Source organism: Algoriphagus terrigena DSM 22685, assembly GCF_000429445.1.
Taxonomy (GTDB): domain Bacteria; phylum Bacteroidota; class Bacteroidia; order Cytophagales; family Cyclobacteriaceae; genus Algoriphagus; species Algoriphagus terrigena.
Map to the genome: position 1 here is coordinate 76,965 of NZ_AUBW01000023.1, position 20,180 is coordinate 97,144.

16 protein-coding genes are annotated in these 20,180 nt (G+C 49.0%); 7 read left to right on the plus strand and 9 right to left on the minus strand.

The window, feature by feature from the left end:
- Positions 1-2: 2 nt before the first annotated feature.
- From G459_RS0119525 to G459_RS0119540, 4 genes are all read right to left on the minus strand, one after another.
- A complete protein-coding gene (locus G459_RS0119525; protein WP_026969151.1) occupies positions 3-758 on the minus strand; it encodes a PASTA domain-containing protein in 756 nt (251 codons plus the stop codon).
- Positions 759-882: 124 nt separating this feature from the next.
- Positions 883-3,957, minus strand: coding sequence for a T9SS-dependent choice-of-anchor J family protein (locus tag G459_RS0119530; protein WP_026969152.1), 3,075 nt, complete (start codon positions 3,955-3,957; stop codon positions 883-885).
- 11 nt (positions 3,958-3,968) lie between these two features.
- Positions 3,969-4,217: a NifU family protein gene (locus G459_RS0119535; protein ID WP_026969153.1), complete on the minus strand. Its 249-nt coding sequence runs from the start codon at positions 4,215-4,217 to the stop codon at positions 3,969-3,971.
- A gap of 6 nt (positions 4,218-4,223) precedes the next feature.
- The gene (locus tag G459_RS0119540; protein ID WP_026969154.1) at positions 4,224-5,318 is read right to left on the minus strand and encodes an Mrp/NBP35 family ATP-binding protein; all 1,095 of its coding nucleotides are present in this window, start codon (positions 5,316-5,318) and stop codon (positions 4,224-4,226) included.
- A 160-nt stretch (positions 5,319-5,478) separates the two neighbouring features.
- Between G459_RS0119540 and dnaG the strand changes: the two genes are divergently transcribed.
- From dnaG to G459_RS0119575, 6 genes are all read left to right on the plus strand, one after another.
- Complete coding sequence (dnaG, locus tag G459_RS0119550) at positions 5,479-7,416, plus strand: DNA primase (RefSeq protein ID WP_026969155.1); 1,938 nt, start codon at positions 5,479-5,481, stop codon at positions 7,414-7,416.
- Positions 7,417-7,482: 66 nt separating this feature from the next.
- Positions 7,483-8,715 carry a bifunctional 3,4-dihydroxy-2-butanone-4-phosphate synthase/GTP cyclohydrolase II gene (locus G459_RS0119555; RefSeq protein ID WP_035456465.1) on the plus strand — a complete coding sequence of 411 codons (1,233 nt, stop codon included), beginning with the start codon at positions 7,483-7,485 and terminating at the stop codon, positions 8,713-8,715.
- Positions 8,716-8,805: 90 nt separating this feature from the next.
- Positions 8,806-9,450, plus strand: a complete 645-nt coding sequence (locus tag G459_RS0119560; RefSeq protein ID WP_026969157.1) for a hypothetical protein — start codon at positions 8,806-8,808, stop codon at positions 9,448-9,450.
- Between the two features lie 47 nt (positions 9,451-9,497).
- The gene (locus G459_RS0119565) at positions 9,498-10,145 is read left to right on the plus strand and encodes a hypothetical protein (protein WP_026969158.1); all 648 of its coding nucleotides are present in this window, start codon (positions 9,498-9,500) and stop codon (positions 10,143-10,145) included.
- A 5-nt stretch (positions 10,146-10,150) separates the two neighbouring features.
- The gene (surE, locus tag G459_RS0119570; protein WP_026969159.1) at positions 10,151-10,930 is read left to right on the plus strand and encodes a 5'/3'-nucleotidase SurE; all 780 of its coding nucleotides are present in this window, start codon (positions 10,151-10,153) and stop codon (positions 10,928-10,930) included.
- A gap of 152 nt (positions 10,931-11,082) precedes the next feature.
- Entirely contained in the window at positions 11,083-13,011 is a 1,929-nt protein-coding gene (locus G459_RS0119575; protein WP_026969160.1) for an ATP-binding protein, read from the plus strand.
- Here G459_RS0119575 and G459_RS0119580 read toward each other — a convergent pair.
- Both G459_RS0119580 and G459_RS0119585 read right to left on the minus strand, forming a co-directional pair.
- Positions 12,961-13,833: a type 2 periplasmic-binding domain-containing protein gene (locus tag G459_RS0119580; protein ID WP_026969161.1), complete on the minus strand. Its 873-nt coding sequence runs from the start codon at positions 13,831-13,833 to the stop codon at positions 12,961-12,963. The two genes, G459_RS0119575 and G459_RS0119580, sit on opposite strands and share 51 nt — an antisense overlap.
- 119 nt (positions 13,834-13,952) lie before the next feature.
- Positions 13,953-16,391: a glycoside hydrolase family 31 protein gene (locus tag G459_RS0119585; protein ID WP_026969162.1), complete on the minus strand. Its 2,439-nt coding sequence runs from the start codon at positions 16,389-16,391 to the stop codon at positions 13,953-13,955.
- Positions 16,392-16,676: 285 nt separating this feature from the next.
- On the opposite strand from G459_RS0119585, the gene G459_RS0119590 reads away from it, so the two are divergent.
- Positions 16,677-17,993 carry a DUF5723 family protein gene (locus G459_RS0119590; protein WP_026969163.1) on the plus strand — a complete coding sequence of 439 codons (1,317 nt, stop codon included), beginning with the start codon at positions 16,677-16,679 and terminating at the stop codon, positions 17,991-17,993.
- 87 nt (positions 17,994-18,080) lie between these two features.
- Here G459_RS0119590 and G459_RS0119595 read toward each other — a convergent pair whose 3' ends face one another.
- The 3 genes from G459_RS0119595 to G459_RS0119610 all read right to left on the minus strand — a co-directional run bounded on the left by G459_RS0119595 (position 18,081) and on the right by G459_RS0119610 (position 20,123).
- Positions 18,081-18,281, minus strand: a complete 201-nt coding sequence (locus G459_RS0119595; protein ID WP_051315323.1) for a hypothetical protein — start codon at positions 18,279-18,281, stop codon at positions 18,081-18,083.
- A gap of 55 nt (positions 18,282-18,336) precedes the next feature.
- Positions 18,337-18,840, minus strand: coding sequence for an SRPBCC family protein (locus G459_RS0119600; protein WP_035456468.1), 504 nt, complete (start codon positions 18,838-18,840; stop codon positions 18,337-18,339).
- A 185-nt stretch (positions 18,841-19,025) separates the two neighbouring features.
- Entirely contained in the window at positions 19,026-20,123 is a 1,098-nt protein-coding gene (locus G459_RS0119610; RefSeq protein WP_026969166.1) for an alanine racemase, read from the minus strand.
- Between the last annotated feature and the right edge of the window lie 57 nt (positions 20,124-20,180).

The window sequence follows — 20,180 nt, forward strand, 5'->3', positions numbered from 1 at the left end:
GGTTAGTTTTTGGAGACCCAAATATTGATTAATTCTCCGGTTCTTACTTGAGTGCCGGCAGGAGGCGCTTGCAGGAAAATTCTTCCCGCGGCTACAGAATCAGTCGCTGAGTAGTTTTTGTTGCCAACCCGCAATCCGGAACCTAAGATAAGAAATTCAGCTTCTTCCTCCTCCATACCGGTCAGGTCCGGGGCCAACAGCAACTGATTGCCATTACCGTCGCCCACGACCAAGTCGATCCGGGCGCCTTTAGGAATCTCAAATCCTTCTCTGACAGTGACACCGCGATAGCGTTGCTCCAAGACCACATTGATACCGATATCAGGAACGTACACGATGTCTCCGCGCTCCAGCCCCATGTTTGCCAGCGTCTCCTGCACATTTTTCAATTGCATGTTGACCAGATTTGGCATCTTGATCATTGGCGCATTGCGGGCGTTGAGCGTCAGATATACTTTTCGTCCGGTTTTTACCTGAGAGTTTGCGGCGGGAACCTGCTTGAGAATCGCCAGAGCGGGGAGTTCTGTGCTAAATCCAGAATCCACTGAAACCTCATATTGCAAACTGGAATTTTCCAGCAGTTCGCTGGCTTCGGCATATTCATATCCGGAAAGATCCGGGACAGACACGGTTTCTCCGTGGTTTGTGTAGAGTGGGAGGTAGACTTTTAGAAAAAGAAATCCCAAGAAAATTGCGATGCCGGTGACGATCAGCAGATTGATCAGGATTTTCTTAAGTGGATATTTTAAGGAATTCATTGGGGAAAATATATCAGACTAAGGTAGCTGGATTTTGATCGATTAAGGAACAAAATTGTTGGATAACAACCCAAAGCTACGGGCAAAAAATAAGCCGAAGTCTGATGCATCGGCTTATTTTAGATCAATTAATAATCAATCGCTTCATTTCAGTCAGCGAATTGCTGCTGATCCGGATGATGTACAATCCTGTCCGGAACAAGTCGGTACTGAACGTGTAGGTTTGGTTTAAAGTCCCCGGATAGACTACTTCGTGCACGATTGCACCGGCGGAAGAGATGATTTGGATTGTGATATCTTCCCTTGCTGGCAGGTTGAAGGCTAGGCTGAAGTGCTCTTGGGCGGGATTTGGGTAGAGGATACTGGATCCTTCTGTCGGGATCACCGGTTCTGGATTTGCGTTCAGGAAAAGCTCCAGATTGTCCAAGTAGACCGGAGCGTTGGCATTACCGGAAACTTCCAATACAAAAGCCAATCGGGCATTAGAACTTTCCGGACCAGCCCACTCACTCAAATTCACATACTTCCTGGCGTAATCTCCCGGCGAATTTGGATTGGCGTTTCCGGAAGAGACCGTTGCCAATTCCTCCCCGGCTGCAGTCCATGCGGCGAAGTACGTAAGACCGGCATCCCTGCTCACGACGACCGAAAGTCGGGTTGCGGGGTCTACCTGTCCTGCTGCCAAGTCAAAGAACAAGCCGGCCTGACTTGATTTGCTCAGACTGAACTCCGGTGATCCCAGCCAATAGCTGTTGTCGGCCACTCCGTTTTCCAGCCTTGCCACGTTATTGGGGCCGGATTCACTGCTGACGGGTGCTACTGTCCAGGTCTGCAGGTCGTTCTCAGGATTGATGGTCAGCCAAGGTGCAAGGTTGGTGCTGTTGTCGAATCTTTGTCTCCAGGGTGACTCGATGGAATCTGTATCTTCCAGATGGAACCTGGTGAAAAACTCGGGAGTTCCGCCGTTTTGGTCGAAGTTTGGTTCCGAAACGGCATAGCTCAACTTGCTTTTCCCGCTGCCCGTTGATTTGGCGATCTCAAGATCGATCTGCTCTTCTGGGCCAACAGTCAGGTCAGACACTAGATAAGTTTCCGCTGGAAGGGCGGAATTGGTGCTTCTGCTGAAGATAAATTGGGTGACAGGAAGGTTGCCAGTATTGGTGACCCGGATGACTTCGTCCTCGTGAAGTCCTGAGCTGATAGGTGCGGGATTGACAATACCCTCGATCTTCAGATCGTATCTGAGTTCTTCCGTCGGTAGGATTCTGATATTTCGAATGTAAATGTTGTTGCCGTATGCATTGTTGTTGATGATGGAAAGCCTCACTTTCCCCAATGACTGAAAGTCACTCAGATTGAAAATCTCCGTTCTGAACTGACCGCTGGATGTGGGGATAAACTCATCGACCGTCGCAGGGGAGGTGGCCAGTCTGATCCCGGATTTCTGATAGTTGACATCTACCAAATCAAAATCGGCATTGCAGTCCTGGGACACCGACACGATCAGGCCATCCTGATACCCTTCCTGGTCGTAGGGACCATGCGCCACCTCAAACACCAATTGTGCATTGGGATACTTGGAGAGATCGATGATCGGCGAGATGAAATAGTCGTATTGCCCCGGTGCTTCGTACTCGAAATTCTGAACGTATAGAGCTTGCTGACTTTGCCCATCGACCGTGATCGCTGTTCTTTCCCAAGTTCTGGACTGATCTGGATTGGAAATCACCCAATCTCCAGGAAAAGCTGAAAGATTGTAGGTATAAGGGAGACTGATTTCTCCCTGAAGGACCGGATTGGATGTTTTGGAGTTGTTAGCCGGATTCTCATCCGCCAAGTCGTTCACTTGGGTAATTTGAAACTCAATCTGATTGTTTGCTTCTGGCAGCACATAGGGATTAAAAGCCAGTAGCGCAGTCTGTCCAGTGCTCAGATTGAAGGCGAATCGTCGGCTTTCGATGACGACCCCGTTTCTCTTAAATTCAATTCTTGCTGAAGTAAGCGACGATTCTCCCGTATTCTGAACTTCGACTTGGGGAACCACATTCAGCGCACAGATCGCATCCACGGGCTGGATGATCTTGACCAAGGCTAGGTCGCGATTTGCCAGCACAGGATCCTGTGTAGCCCGGTTGTTCACCAGCGTGACCCGACGGGGGCTATTGGCCAGTACCACATCGAATCGCTCCACCTGGCCGTTTGTGAATAAGTTCATACAAGCGTCAGGGGTATAATCCATGTAGTTTTGGATCATGTTGTTTACCCCACAGGAGGTTTTGGTCGGATTGGCGTTACAGACGTTGTTGGATGAGTCCTGGATCGGCGTGTCAGTGACAAAGTCGTCTACGTCGCAGCCTCCATCACCCCAGATATGGCGAAGTCCGAAATAGTGTCCGACTTCGTGGGTAGCCGTTCTTCCCAACGATCCCGACGCTGCGTTGCCGCCACTACCAAAATATCGGTAGTCGATGGTCACCCCATCGATGATCGCTGGAGTGGGGGAGAAATTCAATCCCGGCAGGTCAGAGATCGGAAATGAGGCATATCCAATGTAAGGCTGTACCAAAGGAACCACCCAGATGTTCATGTATTCTTCAGGATTCCATTGGGTGAGCTGCCCGATCAAGACGGCGTCCGTATCGGGATGATAAGTGGTTTTTGGTCCCTGTATCCGCACAATGCCGCTGGTAGGCAGGCCGTTTGGATCTTGCTTGGCCAGGACGAATTCGACATTGGCGTCTGCCGCAAAGGGTAGGAATTCTGCCGGCGTACGGGTAGTGTCAGCATTCAGCCGTCGAAAATCCTCGTTGAGAATCCGCAGTTGCTCGATGATCTGTGAATCGGGGATATTGGTGCCGACTCCGATCGCGGTGCCGTTGTGGATGACGTTGACGACTACCGGGATGAGCCTTTTTTCTGCCTGCATCCGGGCGATCTGCGGCATACTTCTCCGCGAAACTATCTTTTGATCGATCCAGTCTTCAAAAAATCCTTCGGAGCCAAAATAGCCCATCTCTTTTTCGATCTTGGCTTGGATCAGCGTATGGGCGCATTTGTCGGTATGATCGTGCGGAGCAGAGGTGACGGGAGATTGACTGGCATCGAGCGGGGTGATCTTTTGCCCGAATGAGTCAGTTGTAAGAGATAAGAACCCCTTGAAGAGGAGTAATAGACAAAAAATCCGTAAACCTTTTTTCATTCAAAAGACAATCAGGCGATAGTAAGATTGACAGCTTCCACCCGGGTGATCTCAGGGATAGCTCGCTTGATTGCTTCTTCGACACCGGCTTTCAATGTCATGGTAGACATCGGGCAGGAGCCGCAGTTGCCCATCATCTCTATCTTCAAGACGAAGTCTTCCGTCAATTCGACGATCCTTACATTGCCGCCGTCTGCTTCCAAATATGGTCTGATCGTATCTAAAGCAAATTCAATTTTTTCTCTTAGTCCAGCTTCCATTACTACTTATGCTTTTACTTCTACAACTGATGTTTTTTCTACTGAGGCATTTCGGATGGCTACCTGTCGGGCTACTGATTCTGCCAAGTCCATGTAGGCGTCTTTGGTCGGTCCGGTTTTCAATACTGCGGGGTATCCCGTGTCACCGCTTTCGCGGATACTCTGTATGATGGGGATTTCTCCCAGAAACGGCACCTCGTATTTTTCGGCAAGCTTTTTACCTCCCTCTTTTCCGAAGATATAATATTTGTTTTCAGGCAATTCTTCCGGTGTAAAGTAAGCCATATTTTCTACAACACCTAAGATGGGAACGTTAATTTGAGGCTGTCTGAACATGGACAATCCCTTGTTTGCATCCGCCAAGGCTACTTTTTGGGGTGTAGTGACGATCACTGCTCCTGTGACCGGTACGGTCTGCACCATCGTCAGGTGGATGTCCGAAGTGCCCGGAGGCAGATCGATGAGCAGGTAATCCAGCTCGCCCCATTCCACGTCCACGATAAACTGCCGCAAAGCCGAGCTCGCCATCGGGCCTCTCCACACCACGGCGCTGTCTGTCGGGGTCAAGAAACCAATCGACATCAGTTTGACTCCGTATTGGAGGATTGGGACGATGATGTTCTTTTCTCCGACTTTTTTTACTGTGGGTTGCTCGCCTTCCACATTGAACATCGTCGGTACTGACGGTCCTGATATGTCGGCATCTACCAAGCCAACTTTCGCGCCAAGCTGGGCCAAAGCCACCGCGAGATTGACCGCAGTGGTGGATTTGCCGACGCCGCCTTTGCCGGAAGCAATGGCGATGATATTTTTCACTTCTGGCAGGATCGGCCCTGCATCCCGGATGGTGGTCACCTGTGAGGTCATGAAGATATCCCATGTCCAATCCGTGCCGTGATCCTGCTCCAAGGCTTCGATGCAGTTGTTTTTGATCACCTCTTTCAGCGGGCAAGCCGGAGTGGTCAGCACGACCTTAAAACTCACCTTGTTGCCCTCGATGTGTATTCCCTGGATCATTCCCAGGGTGACCAGATCCTTCTTTAGATCCGGATCCTGAACTCTCGAAAGTGATTTTTTAACAGATTCTGCGGTCAATTGCATGGGTAATTCTAAATTTTTGGCAAGTTACTTCAAGAATGTCGCTTTATGAAACCACATTCCAACCTTGTCTGAGTGAACTTAAGCTGGAACCAAATAGTTCTGCCGATTTTGTGGAGCCAAATCAAATCTCTGCTCTTAACTTTGCTTACTTTCCCAATCCATGAGCATCAGCAAGCTGACATCCGACAAAGTAAAAGAACGTGCCGACATCGTAGAGGTGGTAGGAGATTACTTGCCTTTGAAGAAAAAAGGGCAGAATATGTGGGCCTGCTGTCCTTTTCACGGGGAAAAGTCGCCTTCATTTTCGGTCTCCCCGGCAAAGCAGATCTACAAATGCTTCGGCTGTAGCAAAGCTGGCGATCCCATCCAGTTCATCATGGATATTGAGGGGGTTGGTTTCCAGGAAGCAATCCGTCACCTGGCGGGAAAATACGGGATCGAAGTCGAGGAAGATGAAACCCGCACCCCTGAGCAAAACCAGGAGCAAAATGAGCGGGAGAGTCTTTTTATTGCATTGAATTTTGCGAAGGATTTTTTCGTCAAAAACCTCCAAACCGAAGAAGGAAGATCCATCGGTCTGAGCTATTTCAAAGAGCGGGGATTCAACCCGCAGATCATCGAGAAGTTTGACCTCGGCTATGCGCTTGATGGATGGGACCATTTCCTGAAAGCCGCGAAAATCGCCGGATTTGAGGAAGACATCCTGCTCAAAGCCGGGCTGATTCTCCAGCGGGAAGGAGATGCCAGCCGCGTGTATGACCGCTTCCGCGGACGGGTGACCTTTGCGATTCACAACGTCAGCGGCAAGGCGATTGGTTTTGGAGCCAGGATTCTCACCAAAGACAAAAACCAACCGAAGTACATCAACTCGCCGGAGACGCCGATCTATCACAAAAGTGATGTACTCTATGGGATCTTTCAGGCCAAAAAAGCCATCCGTGATCTGGACAACTGTTTTCTGGTCGAAGGATATACGGATGTGGTTTCCCTGCATCTGTCGGGGATCGAAAACGTGGTGGCCTCCTCGGGGACCTCGCTCACCGACGGCCAGATCAAGCTGATCAAGCGCTTCACCAATCAGGTGACGGTCCTGTATGACGGGGATTCTGCTGGGATCAAGGCGTCGATCCGTGGGATTGATCTGCTGCTGGAAGGCGGCCTGAACGTCAAAGCAGTCGTCTTCCCAGACGGAGAGGATCCGGATAGTTACTCGAGAAAAGTCGGTTCTCAGGCTTTTCAGGATTATCTGAAAGAAAACCAGCGGGATTTTATCGGATTTAAGATTGGGCTGTATCAGGATGAATTTGCCAGAGATCCGATCCGGAAAGCAGAGGTGATCCGCGAGATCGTCCAGAGCATCGGCAAAATCCCCGATCCGATTATCCGCTCAGTCTATGCCAAAGAGGCTTCGGGACTATTGCAGATCGAGGAGGAGATCATCCATTCGGAGCTGAATAAGTCACTGATTAAGAGTAATAAGGATCATTTTCAGAAAGCTAAGGAAGAAGCTGAGGCAGAAGAGAAGCTGGAAGAACTCGTCCCGAGTCAGGGGCAGCTTTCTTTTCTGGAAAAACTATCAATACATGAGCGTGAGATTCTCCGGCTGATGGCACTCTATGCCGGCGAGAACCTGGCAGATGACGGCAATACCGTGTTGGAGTATTTGCTCAGCGAAACGCTGGAGACAAAATTTCAAACCGCTAACTACGAACGGATATACGGCCTCTTTAAGGGAATTACGACGCAGGGAAAAGGACTGGATTTGAAAAGTCTGCTGGATGAGTTTCCGGGTCAGGCAAAGACCGAGGTGATCGATCTGGTCCAGCAGCGCTGGGAAATCTCTCCCCATTGGACTGGCCGGCACGGGATCTTGGTTCCGACGGAAAAGGACGACTTGGCGGCGAGCAGCTATCGGGCGCTTCTTTGGTTCAAAAAAAGATACGTCGAGAAACTGATGGACGAAGCCAGCAGGAACATCCGTTCAGCCGACGCAAACCGGGAAGATTTCGAACAAATACTGGTTCTTCAGAACATATTTTTAGAGGTGAAGAAGGTCCAGATCCTACTCAGTAAAGAGCTTGGAATAGTCATTGGTTAAAGCCAAACTTTCTTTGGCTATTCCCTGTTTTAAGAGGAAAGCAACTAAATTGCGCTCTTTAATTTTATGAATTCAAAAACAAACTCCTTGGAAACGTACCAGCTAGACCCGATAGAAGACGCCATCGAAGCAATCAAAAACGGTGAGGTCATCATCGTAGTAGACGATGAGGATCGCGAAAACGAAGGTGATTTCGTCTGCGCTGCTGAAAAAGTCACGCCCGAGATCGTCAATTTCATGGCTACTCATGGACGCGGCCTGATCTGTGCGCCGCTGATCGAAGACCGTTGCGAGCAGCTCGGGCTGGAGCTCATGGTCGGGAATAACACCGCTGCCTTCGAGACTCCTTTTACCGTGTCAGTTGATCTCATTGGGCATGGATGTACCACGGGGATTTCAGCTTCAGACCGCGCCAAAACAATCAAGGCGCTGATTGATGATTCGATACATCCGAGCGAACTGGGCAAACCAGGGCATATCTTCCCGCTTAAGGCAAAGCGGGGCGGAGTGATCCGCAGAGCCGGTCATACCGAGGCAGCAATTGATTTTGCGAGACTTTCCGGAATGGCGCCGGCTGGCGTTTTGGTAGAGATCATGAATGAAGATGGGACCATGGCCCGTCTGCCGGATCTGGTCAAGGTTGCCGAACGCTTTAATCTGAAGCTTGTGTCGATCAAGGATCTTATCGCTTATCGACTTAAAAACGAGTCGCTGATCAAGCGTGAAATCGGAGTGGAACTTCCCACCAGCTGGGGGGATTTTGACCTGATCGCTTTCAGACAGACCAACACGCAGGAGATACACATGGCTTTGATCAAAGGTACCTGGGAACCAACTGAGCCGGTATTGGTAAGAGTCCATTCTTCCTGCGCGACTGGAGACATCTTTGGAAGCTGTCGATGTGACTGCGGACCTCAGCTTCATGCTGCCATGCAAATGGTCGAAAAAGAAGGCAAGGGAGTGGTCCTCTACATGAATCAGGAAGGTCGCGGTATCGGTCTGATCAACAAGTTAAAGGCTTATAAACTTCAAGAGCAAGGCATGGACACCGTCCAGGCAAACATTGCGCTAGGCTTGCCTATGGATGGCAGAGACTATGGCGTAGGTGCGCAGATACTGCGGGATCTGGGAATCAGCAAGATCAAACTGATCTCCAACAACCCTCAAAAGCGTGTTGGCCTCCTGGGGTATGGATTGGAGATCGTAGAGCAGGTGCCCATCGAGATCGCACCCAATCCGCACAACGAAAAATATCTCACCACCAAAAGAGATAAAATGGGCCACAACATTCTCAAGTAGGACTGCTAGCTAAGAAGTAGGGCAGCTCTTGCCGTCTCATAGTAAACCCGATTGAAATTTGTCCGTACTATTCTAAGCACAACGATCAACATGAAAAGGACTATTCTCACCCTTAGCCTTCTATTCTTGAGCTTGGTTCACGTCTTAGCTCAGAGTAGCAACCAGTTCCCGTCTCAGGTTTGGCACAAAGGAAATATCTATCTCAATGACGGAACCACCGTATCTGGCCTGATCAAATATGATCTGGACAACAATCTGGTGCAGCTTCAGAACGAAAACGTCGAGACTTTCACTGCTTCTAATGTCTCCAACTTTGAGATTTACGACGAGATTTTCGCCGGAACCAGGAAGTTTTATAGCCTTCCCTATGCCATCAACGGCGAATACGAGACTCCCACGTTCTTCGAAGTATTGACGCAAGGAGATGAACTTGCTTTGCTTTGCAGAGAATATATCGCCACTGACACACGCGGAATGAACAATAGCTGGGGCGGAATGGGGATGAATCCGTTTTGGGGACCACAGAACTATTCGGGCTACAGGCTAGCGTTCAACTATTATTTTTTTAAAAATGGGAAGATGGAACGCTACAGTTTGAAGCGCAAGGATCTTTTTGCGATGCTGCCGGGCTATGATGAGGAGATTGATCTTTTCATGAAAAAGAACAGACTGGAGCACGACAAGCGGGGAGATTTGCTAAGAATTACCGCTTACTACAACGAGTTGCAGAATTAATTTTTATGCCAAAGCCGCTCATCCTCGTCACAAATCATAGTGGGAGCATGAAAGAATTCTTAATAAAAGCAGTGTTTACCTTGACTTTGCTGGTTGTGGGGGCGCTTTCTTTGCTTGCGCAGAATCATTTTCCCTCCCAATTGTGGTACAAAGGCAGTATCTATGGTGCAGATGGGCAGACTTATGCAGGCTTGGTAAAATATGATCTGGAAAATAATTTTGTTCAGCTACAAACTGAGACCATCTCTACCTTTACAGCCTACAATGTCAGTCATTTTGAAATTCATAACGAAACAAATGATGGGGTAAGAACTTTTTATAGTATTCCTTATAGTCAAAATGGCGAAAATGAAACGCCGGTTTTCTTTGAAGTCCTGACAGAGGGCAGTGATATTACGCTTCTATGTAGGGAATATATTGCGACTTTTTACGAAAATACAGGGACTAAAGGGGTAATTGGAATGAGTCCTTCAAATGGGCCTAAGACTAAGACAGAATATCGACTTGCATTCAATTATTACTTTCTGAAAAACGGAAGTATCGAAAAATACAGCCTGAACAAAAAAGACTTGTTTACGATGCTCCCAGGTTATGATGATGAGATTTTACTTTTTATGAGAAAGAATCGCCTCGACCATGATAAGCGGGGAGATTTGCTTAGAATTACCGCCTATTACAACGAATTGCAGAATTAACCTCTATGTCAAAACCGCTTATCCTCGTCTCCAATGACGATGGAATCACCGCCAAAGGTATCCGTGTGCTCGTTTCGGTCATGAAAAAACTCGGCGACGTCGTGGTGGTCGCGCCGGATAGTCCCCAATCGGGCATGGGCCACGCCATCACAATCGGAGAGACGCTCAGACTCTATGAGGAGGAGATTTTCGAGGATGTGATTGCCTACAAATCCAGCGGAACTCCGGCGGATTGCGTGAAGCTTGCCAAGCACCACGTACTTAAAGACCGAAAACCCGACTTGGTCGTCAGTGGAATCAACCATGGATCCAACACCTCCATCTCGGTCTTGTATTCAGGTACGATGTCTGCCGCCATCGAAGGAGCTATGGAGGGCTTGCCGTCGATTGGGTTTAGCCTTTGTGATTTTTCCTTAAAAGCTGACTTTTCCCACGTCGAAGAGTGGGTAGAGAAGATCGCCCGTCAGGTATTGGAGAGAGGCATAGCCAAAGGTGTGGCGCTGAATGTGAACTTTCCACCCAAAAGAAATGAACCGATCAAGGGAATCAAAATCTGTCGCCAGGCAGATGCGAAATGGCAGGAGGAGTTTGCGGAGCGCTATGACCCTACTGGCAGGAAATACTTCTGGATGGCTGGCAACTTTGTGAATTTTGACAAAGGGGAGGACAACGACGAATGGGCGATTGCCAATAACTACGTCTCCATCGTACCGTGTCAGTATGATCTGACCGCACATCATGCGATCAGCCAGATCAACAAGGACTGGGATTGGGACAATCTTTAAGGGTGGGCGTATCGCCCATTTTTTGTTTGAAATACACAAATTTGATTTTTATGTTTCTGATAATCGCTAATTTGCGACACAACCATCATTAGTCTACTGTGTTGAGTCGCCCGATTCTCCTAATTCTTCTTTTTTGTTTAATCTCTCCCGGGTTGGGGTTCCCACAGGGGTTAAATCTGGACAGTCTTAAATCTATCTTGCCGGGGATAGAGGGCAAGGAACGCATCGTTGTACTCAATCAGCTGGCTACAGAACTCAGGGAAAAATCCCAGGCCGAAGCCTTAGCATATTCGATAGAGTCAGATTCGCTTGCGCAGGCCCTCGGGGATTCTGCCGGCTTGAGCCGGGCACTCGAGAATATCGGTTGGGTCTATTATCGGCAGGGACAGTGGCGGAAATCCTTTGATTTTTCGCAGCGCGCTTACGATGTCGCCATGCACACGGATGACAAGCTACAGGCCGCCCGTCTCATGAACAATATGGGCGCGCTCTATTACGAGCAGCAGAATTATGAGACAGCAATCAGTCAATTCAAAAAGGGATATGAGCTTGCCACTCAGGTTAATGACCTGTCTACCCGAATCAGAAGCTTAAATAATATAGCCCTAAATCTTGTCCAAATCAATCAACTTGATTCGGCGATGATATATGCCAAGCGCGCGATCAAGTTGAATGAGGACGCGGGATCTCCCTACCTGACGTCGTTTGCCAATCGGGTGATTGGGGATGTTTTCTTCAGCCGGGCAAACTATGATTCAGCTCAAGTCATCTTCGAAAAGTCGCTGCAATTGGCCCGGGACCAGGGAGTCAAGTCCTTTGAGGCCGGGGTTTTGCACAGATTGGGCAATGCTTATCTACTTGGGGGGAAGTTGGATCAGGCGGAAGAGCTGTTGCTGTATTCTGTCGAGTTTTGTGAGCAAAATAATTTTCTGGATGAGCTCTCCAAAAGCCACCGCTACTTGGCAAGTCTCTACAAAATCAGGGATAATATCCCAAAAGCATATTTTCACCAATCCCGATTTTTGGAACTGAATGACCAGCTTCAAAATAAAGCAAACCAGGACCGGTTGGCCCTCCTTCAGAATATGTTTCAGAGCAACCTGAGAGATTCAGAACTGGAATTGCTTAAGACTCAGAATGAAAATCAGGCCTACCGACTGGAGACCTCCAAGAGGTACATCATATTCTTTGCCATCACCGCTGCCCTGATCGGAGTATTGGTGATCCGCATGTACTTTCTCAACAAGAATGTCCGTCTATTCAATACAGATCTGTTGAATCAACAGCGACAGATTGAAGCTCAAAATCTTGTTTTGGAAAAGCAATCCGTTCAACTCAAGGCGATGAATGAAACCAAAAACAAGCTTTTCTCGATCCTGGGGCACGATATGCGCGGTCCGGTCGGTCAGGTCAAGTCCGTGGTGGATCTGCTTTTGGCCGGTGATCTGGAAAAGGAAGAATTTGAAGAATTGCTTCATGTATTGAACAAGGACATCGATTCGGTCAATTTCACACTCAACAACACCTTGAAATGGTCCATGTCCCAGATGGAGGGCTTTCATGTGAATTTGACGGAATTTGACCTCAGCAGCATCGTCGAAAATTCCCTAAAGTTATTGATGGCGTCTTTTTCGGAGAAAAAGTTGACCATCTTCAATCACATGGCTCCCAATGTCCGGGTATATGCGGATCAGGATTTGATCGAAGTGGTGATCCGGAATATCCTAAACAACGCGGTGAAGTTTTCAAACCCGGAGGATTCGGTGACGATCTTCTCCGAGACAGACGAAAAGTGGGTTCATTGGTGCGTGCTGGATCAGGGCGTGGGCATGTCGGACGAGCAGATCGAGCTCATCCTGTCTGATTCCTATTCACTGACCAAGTCTAAACCCGGCACCAATAAGGAAAAAGGCTCTGGGCTCGGTCTCCAGCTGGCCAAAGAGTTTACCAGAAAGTGCGGCGGCGAAATCACCATCGAGAGCCACCTCGGTCACGGAACCAAGTTCTGGGTACGCCTTCCAAGAGGCGAGTCAATCAAGCACTCGCAGGTCTCCATCGGCGAGAAAGTCTTCAAGGGGTAGTTCTTTATTGAGGATTCCGAGGCCCTGCATGGTCTTTATTGCTCGTTCCAGTTCACTTCGCGGGACTTTCGCTTCAGTAGTCCAGCGGGTTTGCTCTAGCCATTTCTCTACATCCCGCTCGGCCAGGTGATAGGCCGAAGCCAAAGTCTGAACTCGATTCGGATCCTTCATCAAGAATTCGGAAGTCTTATAAATATAATCCCGAAGCTCAAAGATCAAGGGCCCCAATTCAGCCAGCGCCTTATCTGACGCGACCATGACAAAGCAAGGCCATGGGCTCGGCACTTCTCCAATCCGCTTCATCGTTCCGTTTTTCACCATGGGAGCGGTCATGTATTTTTCCCAAAGAAACATCCCTTCATTGCCATGATCCATAGCAAGCTTGGCGCCGTCCATGTTCCCGATGACATCATACGTCAGATCTTCTTTCTTCCAGCCTTCTTTTTGGGCCAAAACCAAAGCCATCAGATGTGAGCCAGAGCCCATCCGACTAACCAAGAAAGACTTTTTATCCACGTCAGATAGCGTGTTTGCAGGGGTGTTTGTGCCGACGTGAATACCCCAGATCAAGGGAGAATCCACGTGAAAGCCGATCATCTTAGATGGATTTCCGGCTTCAAAATCTTTCAGAAAGCTTTCCGTCAAGAGCAGCGCGATGTCAGTTTCGTCATTTCGCAGGGCGATATTCATCTGACCCGAACCGCGGGATTCCTCTATCCATTGGATTTTCACGCCCCGATCGGCAAATGGCTGCTCTTGCTCCACCAGTCGAAAAGGGTAATTGAAATGTTCAGGGACACCGGTAATGCGGAGAGTTTTCATAATCTTGAGTTTGGTGTAAAAGTAAAAAACCGAACTCAAATGAATTCGGTCTTTGTGATGTTTAGCGCTGGATCAGTCCTGAGTGGCATGTCGTTTTCGGATCTACCAAACGACCCCGATCAAATCAGCCCAGTGATCTGGAATGAATCAGTAAGGTGATCTATTTCCATATAGGGAAGGTCCTTGATTTCAAAATAAGGATGATCTTCCTCCGGCAAAGGATCAAACTCGGTCAGCTTCCCCAGGAAGGCGTAGTCTTCGGTCTGAAGTGAAAGGGTTTTCCCGGCAACCGATACTGAATCAGTGGAGAATCCATGGAAATAGACTTTCAGCTTGGTAAAATCGCTCGGATAGGTTCCCTCGGCAACTACAAAATCCAAGGATCCGTTCTTGGGATCATAGCTGATTTTTCTCCTAAAATAGGCCCCTGTTAGGTATTCCAGCCCATCTCCCGCATCCTCGTAATGAAGGAATTCTGATCCGAAAATCCCCTTGTAGACGTGAATCCGCAGCACGCGATCATGAGTGCTTCCTGTATGAATCACATCAGACTGCATCGTGAAAACCTGCCCTGATTTGACATATACCGGCAAATAACTCAAGGGACATTCCTGGTAGATCGTCCGATTGCCGAGGTGTTTTTCGTCAGAAAACAGATAGTACCATTCTCCGGCCGGAAGGTACACTTTGGTGATTTCTTTGGTACTCTCGACAGGCGCTATTAACAGGGAATCGCAGAACAAATATTGATTCTGATAGGCCGAAAGATAAACGGAACGGTCGCCGGAATACTGCACGGCGAGACTCTCTGCGAGCGGGAGGCCAGTCTGACTACTCGAGTAAAACTTGCTGTAAAGTGTCGGCAAAAGTCTGTACCTCAGCTTCATGTAGTTTCGGCTGATTTCCTCGACTTCCTCTCCGAAAGCCCAGGGCTCGGAATCGTTGCTGTTGATCATCGAGTGCGCCCGGTAGAAAGGCGCGAAGGCGCCTATGCACATCCATCTAGCGAAAAGAGATTTACTAGCCTCACCCGCAAATCCTCCTACATCATAGCCAGCAAAGGCAACTCCGCTCAAGCCAAGACTGTTCACAAGCCGAACTCCGGCCATCATGTGCGCTTCCGAAGCGACATTGTCTCCGGTCCAGGCAGCGGCATACCGCTGGACTCCCGCAAATCCTGCGCGGGTCAGCACAAAGGGCCGTTTGTCTGGGTTCTGAATTGAAGAACCTTCCTGCGCACTTCTGGCCATCTGCATGCCGTAAATGTTGCGGGCCTTTCGGTGGGATGCCTTTTCCCCCTCGTATTCAAACTCGATCAGATTGGGAGTGAACTGGCCCCAGGATGCGGGTTCGTTCATATCAGTCCAGAAGCCCTCTACTCCGGCTTCGGTATAGAAAGCCATCTTCTCGGCCCACCAGGATCTGGTTTCGCTTTTGGTAAAATCCGGGAAGGCGCACCAGCCCGGCCAAACTTGCCCTTCGTACGTTTTTCCATCTGGGTATTTCACAAAGAGATCCTTTTCGAGCCCTTCTTCGAACGGACGATAACCCCGCTGGGTCTTAATGCCGGGGTCCATGATGACGACGACCTTGAAGCCTTTCTCCTTCAACCGGGAGATCATCGCTTTCGGATCTTTGAATTTTTCCTCATCAAAGGTGAAAACCTTGTAGCCTTCCATGTGGTGAATGTCCAGATAGATCACATCGGCAGGCATGTTTTTGTCGCGAAAAGTCTGAGCTACCGTGTAGACTTCGGAGTCCGGATAGTACGAATAACGGCACTGTTGGAAGCCCAAAGCCCATTTGGGGGGCAGTTGTATCCGGCCGGTGAGCCGCGTATAGGAGCTGATGATTTCAGCAACGGAGGGTTGGTGTATGAAGTAATAATCCAAATCTCCGTCCTCTGCGCTGAAATAGACGAAGCGGTTATTGGATGCTCCAAAGTTGAAGACTGTTTTGTGGGTATTGTCAAAGAAGATGCCGTAGGCGCCTTTTTCATGAATTCCCATGTAGAATGGGATGCTCATGTAGAGCGGATCGTCGCCGACTCCATAGGCAAAATAGTCTGTGTTCCAGTTTGTATATGCCCTGCCGGCACGATCGAGATTTCCGGTCTTTTCGCCCAGTCCGATGAATTTCTCCAGGGGTTGGACTTGCTTGTAGGCGGTCACTTCGGTTCCGATCCATGCGATGCCGAGCGAGTCATCTTCATTCAGGAGATTTCCCGCAAGGTCAAAAAAGGCAAGCTTGAAGCTGGCCAAGTCCAGCGTCAGATGAACTGTGGAAGTGGTCAGGTGGAGCTGATTGTCTTTTTCCGTCAGGCTAAAATCGACCTTTTCAGGCGAGGAGACGACCGAATAGGGATTGGATTCGAAGGATTCGAAAAGACTGGCCTGGACTCGGATGACTCCGTCCAGAAAAACGCTGATTCGGAAGTAAGAAAACTCACTTTGTCCTTCGATGCCAAGAGGCGTGGCAGTCCACTTTGTCACTTTACCAAATCCCCGGTGGTGAGAAGAATTACGGGAAAGGGATGAGCGCGATTGAAGAGAGTTCATGGAGATTTGTTGGCTAAGGTCCGGTTAGAGGCTTTTGCTAAAATAGAGAGGAAAGCCAATAAAATAGTCAGTTGGAAAATCCTTTTGTCTCAGGATTGTGGCAATGGCGCATCGAGGATGCTGGACTTTGCAAAATTTCCCCCAATCAGCCGCTCAGCTGGATAGGTCAAACAAGGAAATTTTACTAATTTAATCTTAGATTTTTGAGCGAACCAAACATTAAAAATCTGCTAAGGTTCCGATTGTCCGCTTTTCCAATTGATCTCTACCAACCCCGATGCTTTTATGAAAAAATTAGCCGCCTTGCTGGTATTGACCGCAGTCGCTCTGCCAACAATGTCCCAGAATTTCGTCGGTGCTCAGATTGACAGCCGCGTAGGGGTGCAGTCTCTGACCTTAAATCCCGCCTTGGGCACGCTTTCGCGCGCCAATCTTGACATCAATCTGATCGGCGGGTCGGCGTTTGCCGGCAGTGACTACCTGTCTATCAATCTGAGTGACTTGGACGATGTTCTCGAGGGGCTGAGTTTTGATGACGATGTGGTGACCAATCCTCAGCCAGACAATAACTTCTTTGGAAATGTGGATATACTCGGTCCCTCGGTGTTGATGCGGCTTAACGCGCGGAGCATGGTTTCGCTGACTACCCGGGCGCGGGGTTTTTTCAACCTGAATAACATCGATGGGGATTTTTATGAGTTGGTGGCCAACAGCGAAACGGGAATGGTGGACTTCACCGCGGAGATGGAGGATCTTTCGGGAATTGCGCACGTGTGGGGCGAAATTGGATTGGGTTACTCCCGGGTTTTGGTAGAGCGTGCTAATCACAGCTTCAGCGGAGGAGCAAATCTGAAGCTCCTTCTCGGCGCGGGGGGAGTCTTCGGAAACACGCCGCAGCTGAGTGCTGACTACAATTCCTCCAGTAATCTTCTCTCGACCCTGGGAACCTTAGATTATGGCTATTCATTAGGCTTTGACTCGGATGATGTGAATTTCTCAGAGGTACAGCCCGGTTTTGCCGTCGACTTGGGTTTCATCTATGAATTGAAAGGGAACACCGAAGGGTACGATTACAAGCTCAGAGCGGGCGTCTCTGTGTTGGACATTGGCTCAGTCCAATACCACGACGGATACCGGGTCAACTACGATATGAGCGCTACGATCTCAGGAGACGAGTTTGTGGAGAAGGATTTTCAGGAAGTGCTGGAAGACAACTATACCGGGACAGAGCGGCCGTTTGAAGGGACTTTGGGTTTGCCTACCTCCCTACAGATTTTCTTGGACTATGGAATAGGCCACCGATTCTATGTCAGTGCGCAGGCAGGTATTGCTTTGAGCAAGGACGGCGAGATCCCAGTGAGTCGGGTGATCAATACCGCCACTATCACACCGCGCATGGAGATGCGCTGGCTGAGCGTGTATAGTCCAATCAGCTACCGACAATATGATTCGACGGCTTCGTGGGGGCTCGGTGTCAGGATAGGACCGGTACTCATCGGATCGGGGTCGATCCTGACTAATGCGATCTCTAAAAAGTCCAGAACTGCCGACGTATACGCAGCGATCAAGTTGCCGATCTATGGCAAGGATAAATTTGACTAGGGAAAGGCCGAATGCTGTATTACGTAATGAAACAAGTGAGTATCTGTTGTCTAGCAGGACAATTGGATAGGCTTCTATTTTGAAGGCTTACTCCCTCCAATACGCTTCCAGAATACAAATGAGGTGCAGAATCAATCCTGGAACAATCAGCAGAAAATAGCCCGCGATCACAACGACCATCCAGACCAGCCCCTGAAGTCTCTTGCCTCTGCGAAACTGACCCCAACCGGGAATGAGAAAGCTTAAAAATGCAGCAGTTCCCGGATCGATTGTGGAGGCGTGTGTCATCTGGAGAAAGGTCTATGGGTGAGGATACTTTAAGTTAAGATAATATACTCAGTTCTCAGCCTGCGAGTTCCGATATATAGGCTTCAAGTTTGTCAAAGGTGCCTTTGAATCCCTGTTTCATGTTGTCGTGATTTTGGAAAAATAACAGCTGTGACGCTTCAGACTCATGATGAGGATAGGAGGTAAGCTTGAGTTGGCAGCCCTCTCCATCGGGTGAGAAAGTATATTCAGTCCACATTTCCAGTGGCCAGTCGGGCCCGAAGGGAACTTCAGGTGCCTTGACGGTCTCCGCTTCGGCATTGGAAAAGGCGTTCAGCAGGGCGATCCGATGTGGCGCGTCGATTTCCAGATAGCTGAATTTCCCCCACATCTCGAAGCCATTGCCGGCTTTGAGTACATAGTGAAAAACGCCCCCAGGACGAAAATCGAAAGTTTTGATCTCCATGTCCATTCCTTTCGGCCCCCACCAGTTGACCAGATGATCTTTGGTAGAGAACATTTCAAAAACCCGAGCGGGTGAAGCGTGAAGTGTCTTGGTGATTTCGAGTGGTGGATGCATAGACGTTTTTCGTTTTATTGAGTGACTCGTTAAAGTGATAGTATTTTTTGAACAGTCATCGAAAACTGTCCGCTGATCAAAGCGCCGTTATCTGAACTCTGAAAAGTTGTCGAAAAGTATTTGATTCCGCTCATCCCGAAAATGCTGTCGCGCTGAGCGGAATCAAAAGGGGTTTAACCTGTTCACTATCCCTCGCAGTGATCGATCTTTTTCCCATCCAAACTCAGATATTCCCCCATACAATCTGCCGTCATGCAGGAGTGAACCGGCAGGATACCCAGGAGATCGCCGACTTTGACCGAAGCGAGTAGCGAATCAGACGCTTTGATCACGCCATGTTCCTGTGAAATGCTCTTCAGATAGGAGCGGTCAGCAGGGATTGTCCAGCCGTTTTCATTCAGGAATACAACTTCTCCAAAGTTCTTGTTACCTGAAGCGTCGATCAGGACGTCCTTGGCCAGGTGAACTCCGCCACCGTGGATCAGGATCTCTCCGCGCTCTTTGCTGATGTCGACGACCGGCACCGCGAGACAGACCGAAATATCTTCTTTCGTGCAGCTGCCCAACTCTGCCTGCATCAGGTCAAAGAAGACAAAATTTCCAGGTCCAAGTTCGTCGATGTCGCCAAAGTCTTCCGTCACGGCACAGCCTGGTGTATCGCCCACGCGGGTCAGGAGATTTGGGAACTCGCCTTGGTATTTCATCTTAAGCATGTGTAGCGCCTGACGGCTTTGCTCATAGATTCCAGCCTTGTCAGACGTATAGTAGGTGTGGCCAGGATGTAGATAAAAGCCCTTGAAATTCAGGTTTTCGGACTTGCTGGCGATCCGGAGGATTTCCTCTATGGTGCCAAAGTCAGAGATATGCACGCCGGTTCTGCCGTAGCCAGCATCGATCTCGATGAAAAATCCAACAGAGTTGCTGAGTCCGTCGACGAGTTTTTGAGCAGTTGCGGCATTTACCAACTGCACCGAAAAGGATTGAGTGGCGGCGAGCTGGCTGAGTTTTGGAGTTTCCAGAGGATTGAAAGGAAACGCGATGTGGATGTTGTCCCAGCCTTGTCCGCATAGATATTCTGCCATCTTGATGGAGGAAGCGGTCACTTCTCTGATGCCGTATTCTTTGGCCCAGTTTCCGATTTCGTGGGATTGGGCGGTCTTCCAGTGGGGCACGAGTTTCTTGCCGTTTCGTTTGGCTTTGTCGGCCATCCGTTTGATGTTGGCCCGGGTGATGGACTCGCTGATTAAAAGTGTAGGGGAAGTGATTTGATCGAGGTAGGACATTCCGGTTTGGGTTTTGGTATTTTGTCTAAAAGTAAAAAGGAAGTTTCAAGACGCAAG

What these genes read in the sequence shown, in the direction of transcription:
- surE (WP_026969159.1), top strand. Translation starts at nt 10,151, where the DNA reads ATGTCAAAACCGCTTATCCTCGTCTCCAATGACGATGGAATCACCGCC.
- G459_RS0119580 (WP_026969161.1), bottom strand. Translation starts at nt 13,833, where the DNA reads ATGAAAACTCTCCGCATTACCGGTGTCCCTGAACATTTCAATTACCCT.
- G459_RS0119525 (WP_026969151.1), bottom strand. Translation starts at nt 758, where the DNA reads ATGAATTCCTTAAAATATCCACTTAAGAAAATCCTGATCAATCTGCTG.
- G459_RS0119560 (WP_026969157.1), top strand. Translation starts at nt 8,806, where the DNA reads ATGAAAAGGACTATTCTCACCCTTAGCCTTCTATTCTTGAGCTTGGTT.
- G459_RS0119585 (WP_026969162.1), bottom strand. Translation starts at nt 16,391, where the DNA reads ATGAACTCTCTTCAATCGCGCTCATCCCTTTCCCGTAATTCTTCTCAC.
- G459_RS0119610 (WP_026969166.1), bottom strand. Translation starts at nt 20,123, where the DNA reads ATGTCCTACCTCGATCAAATCACTTCCCCTACACTTTTAATCAGCGAG.
- dnaG (WP_026969155.1), top strand. Translation starts at nt 5,479, where the DNA reads ATGAGCATCAGCAAGCTGACATCCGACAAAGTAAAAGAACGTGCCGAC.
- G459_RS0119595 (WP_051315323.1), bottom strand. Translation starts at nt 18,281, where the DNA reads ATGACACACGCCTCCACAATCGATCCGGGAACTGCTGCATTTTTAAGC.
- G459_RS0119600 (WP_035456468.1), bottom strand. Translation starts at nt 18,840, where the DNA reads ATGCATCCACCACTCGAAATCACCAAGACACTTCACGCTTCACCCGCT.
- G459_RS0119590 (WP_026969163.1), top strand. Translation starts at nt 16,677, where the DNA reads ATGAAAAAATTAGCCGCCTTGCTGGTATTGACCGCAGTCGCTCTGCCA.
- G459_RS0119540 (WP_026969154.1), bottom strand. Translation starts at nt 5,318, where the DNA reads ATGCAATTGACCGCAGAATCTGTTAAAAAATCACTTTCGAGAGTTCAG.
- G459_RS0119565 (WP_026969158.1), top strand. Translation starts at nt 9,498, where the DNA reads ATGAAAGAATTCTTAATAAAAGCAGTGTTTACCTTGACTTTGCTGGTT.
- G459_RS0119555 (WP_035456465.1), top strand. Translation starts at nt 7,483, where the DNA reads ATGAATTCAAAAACAAACTCCTTGGAAACGTACCAGCTAGACCCGATA.
- G459_RS0119530 (WP_026969152.1), bottom strand. Translation starts at nt 3,957, where the DNA reads ATGAAAAAAGGTTTACGGATTTTTTGTCTATTACTCCTCTTCAAGGGG.
- G459_RS0119535 (WP_026969153.1), bottom strand. Translation starts at nt 4,217, where the DNA reads ATGGAAGCTGGACTAAGAGAAAAAATTGAATTTGCTTTAGATACGATC.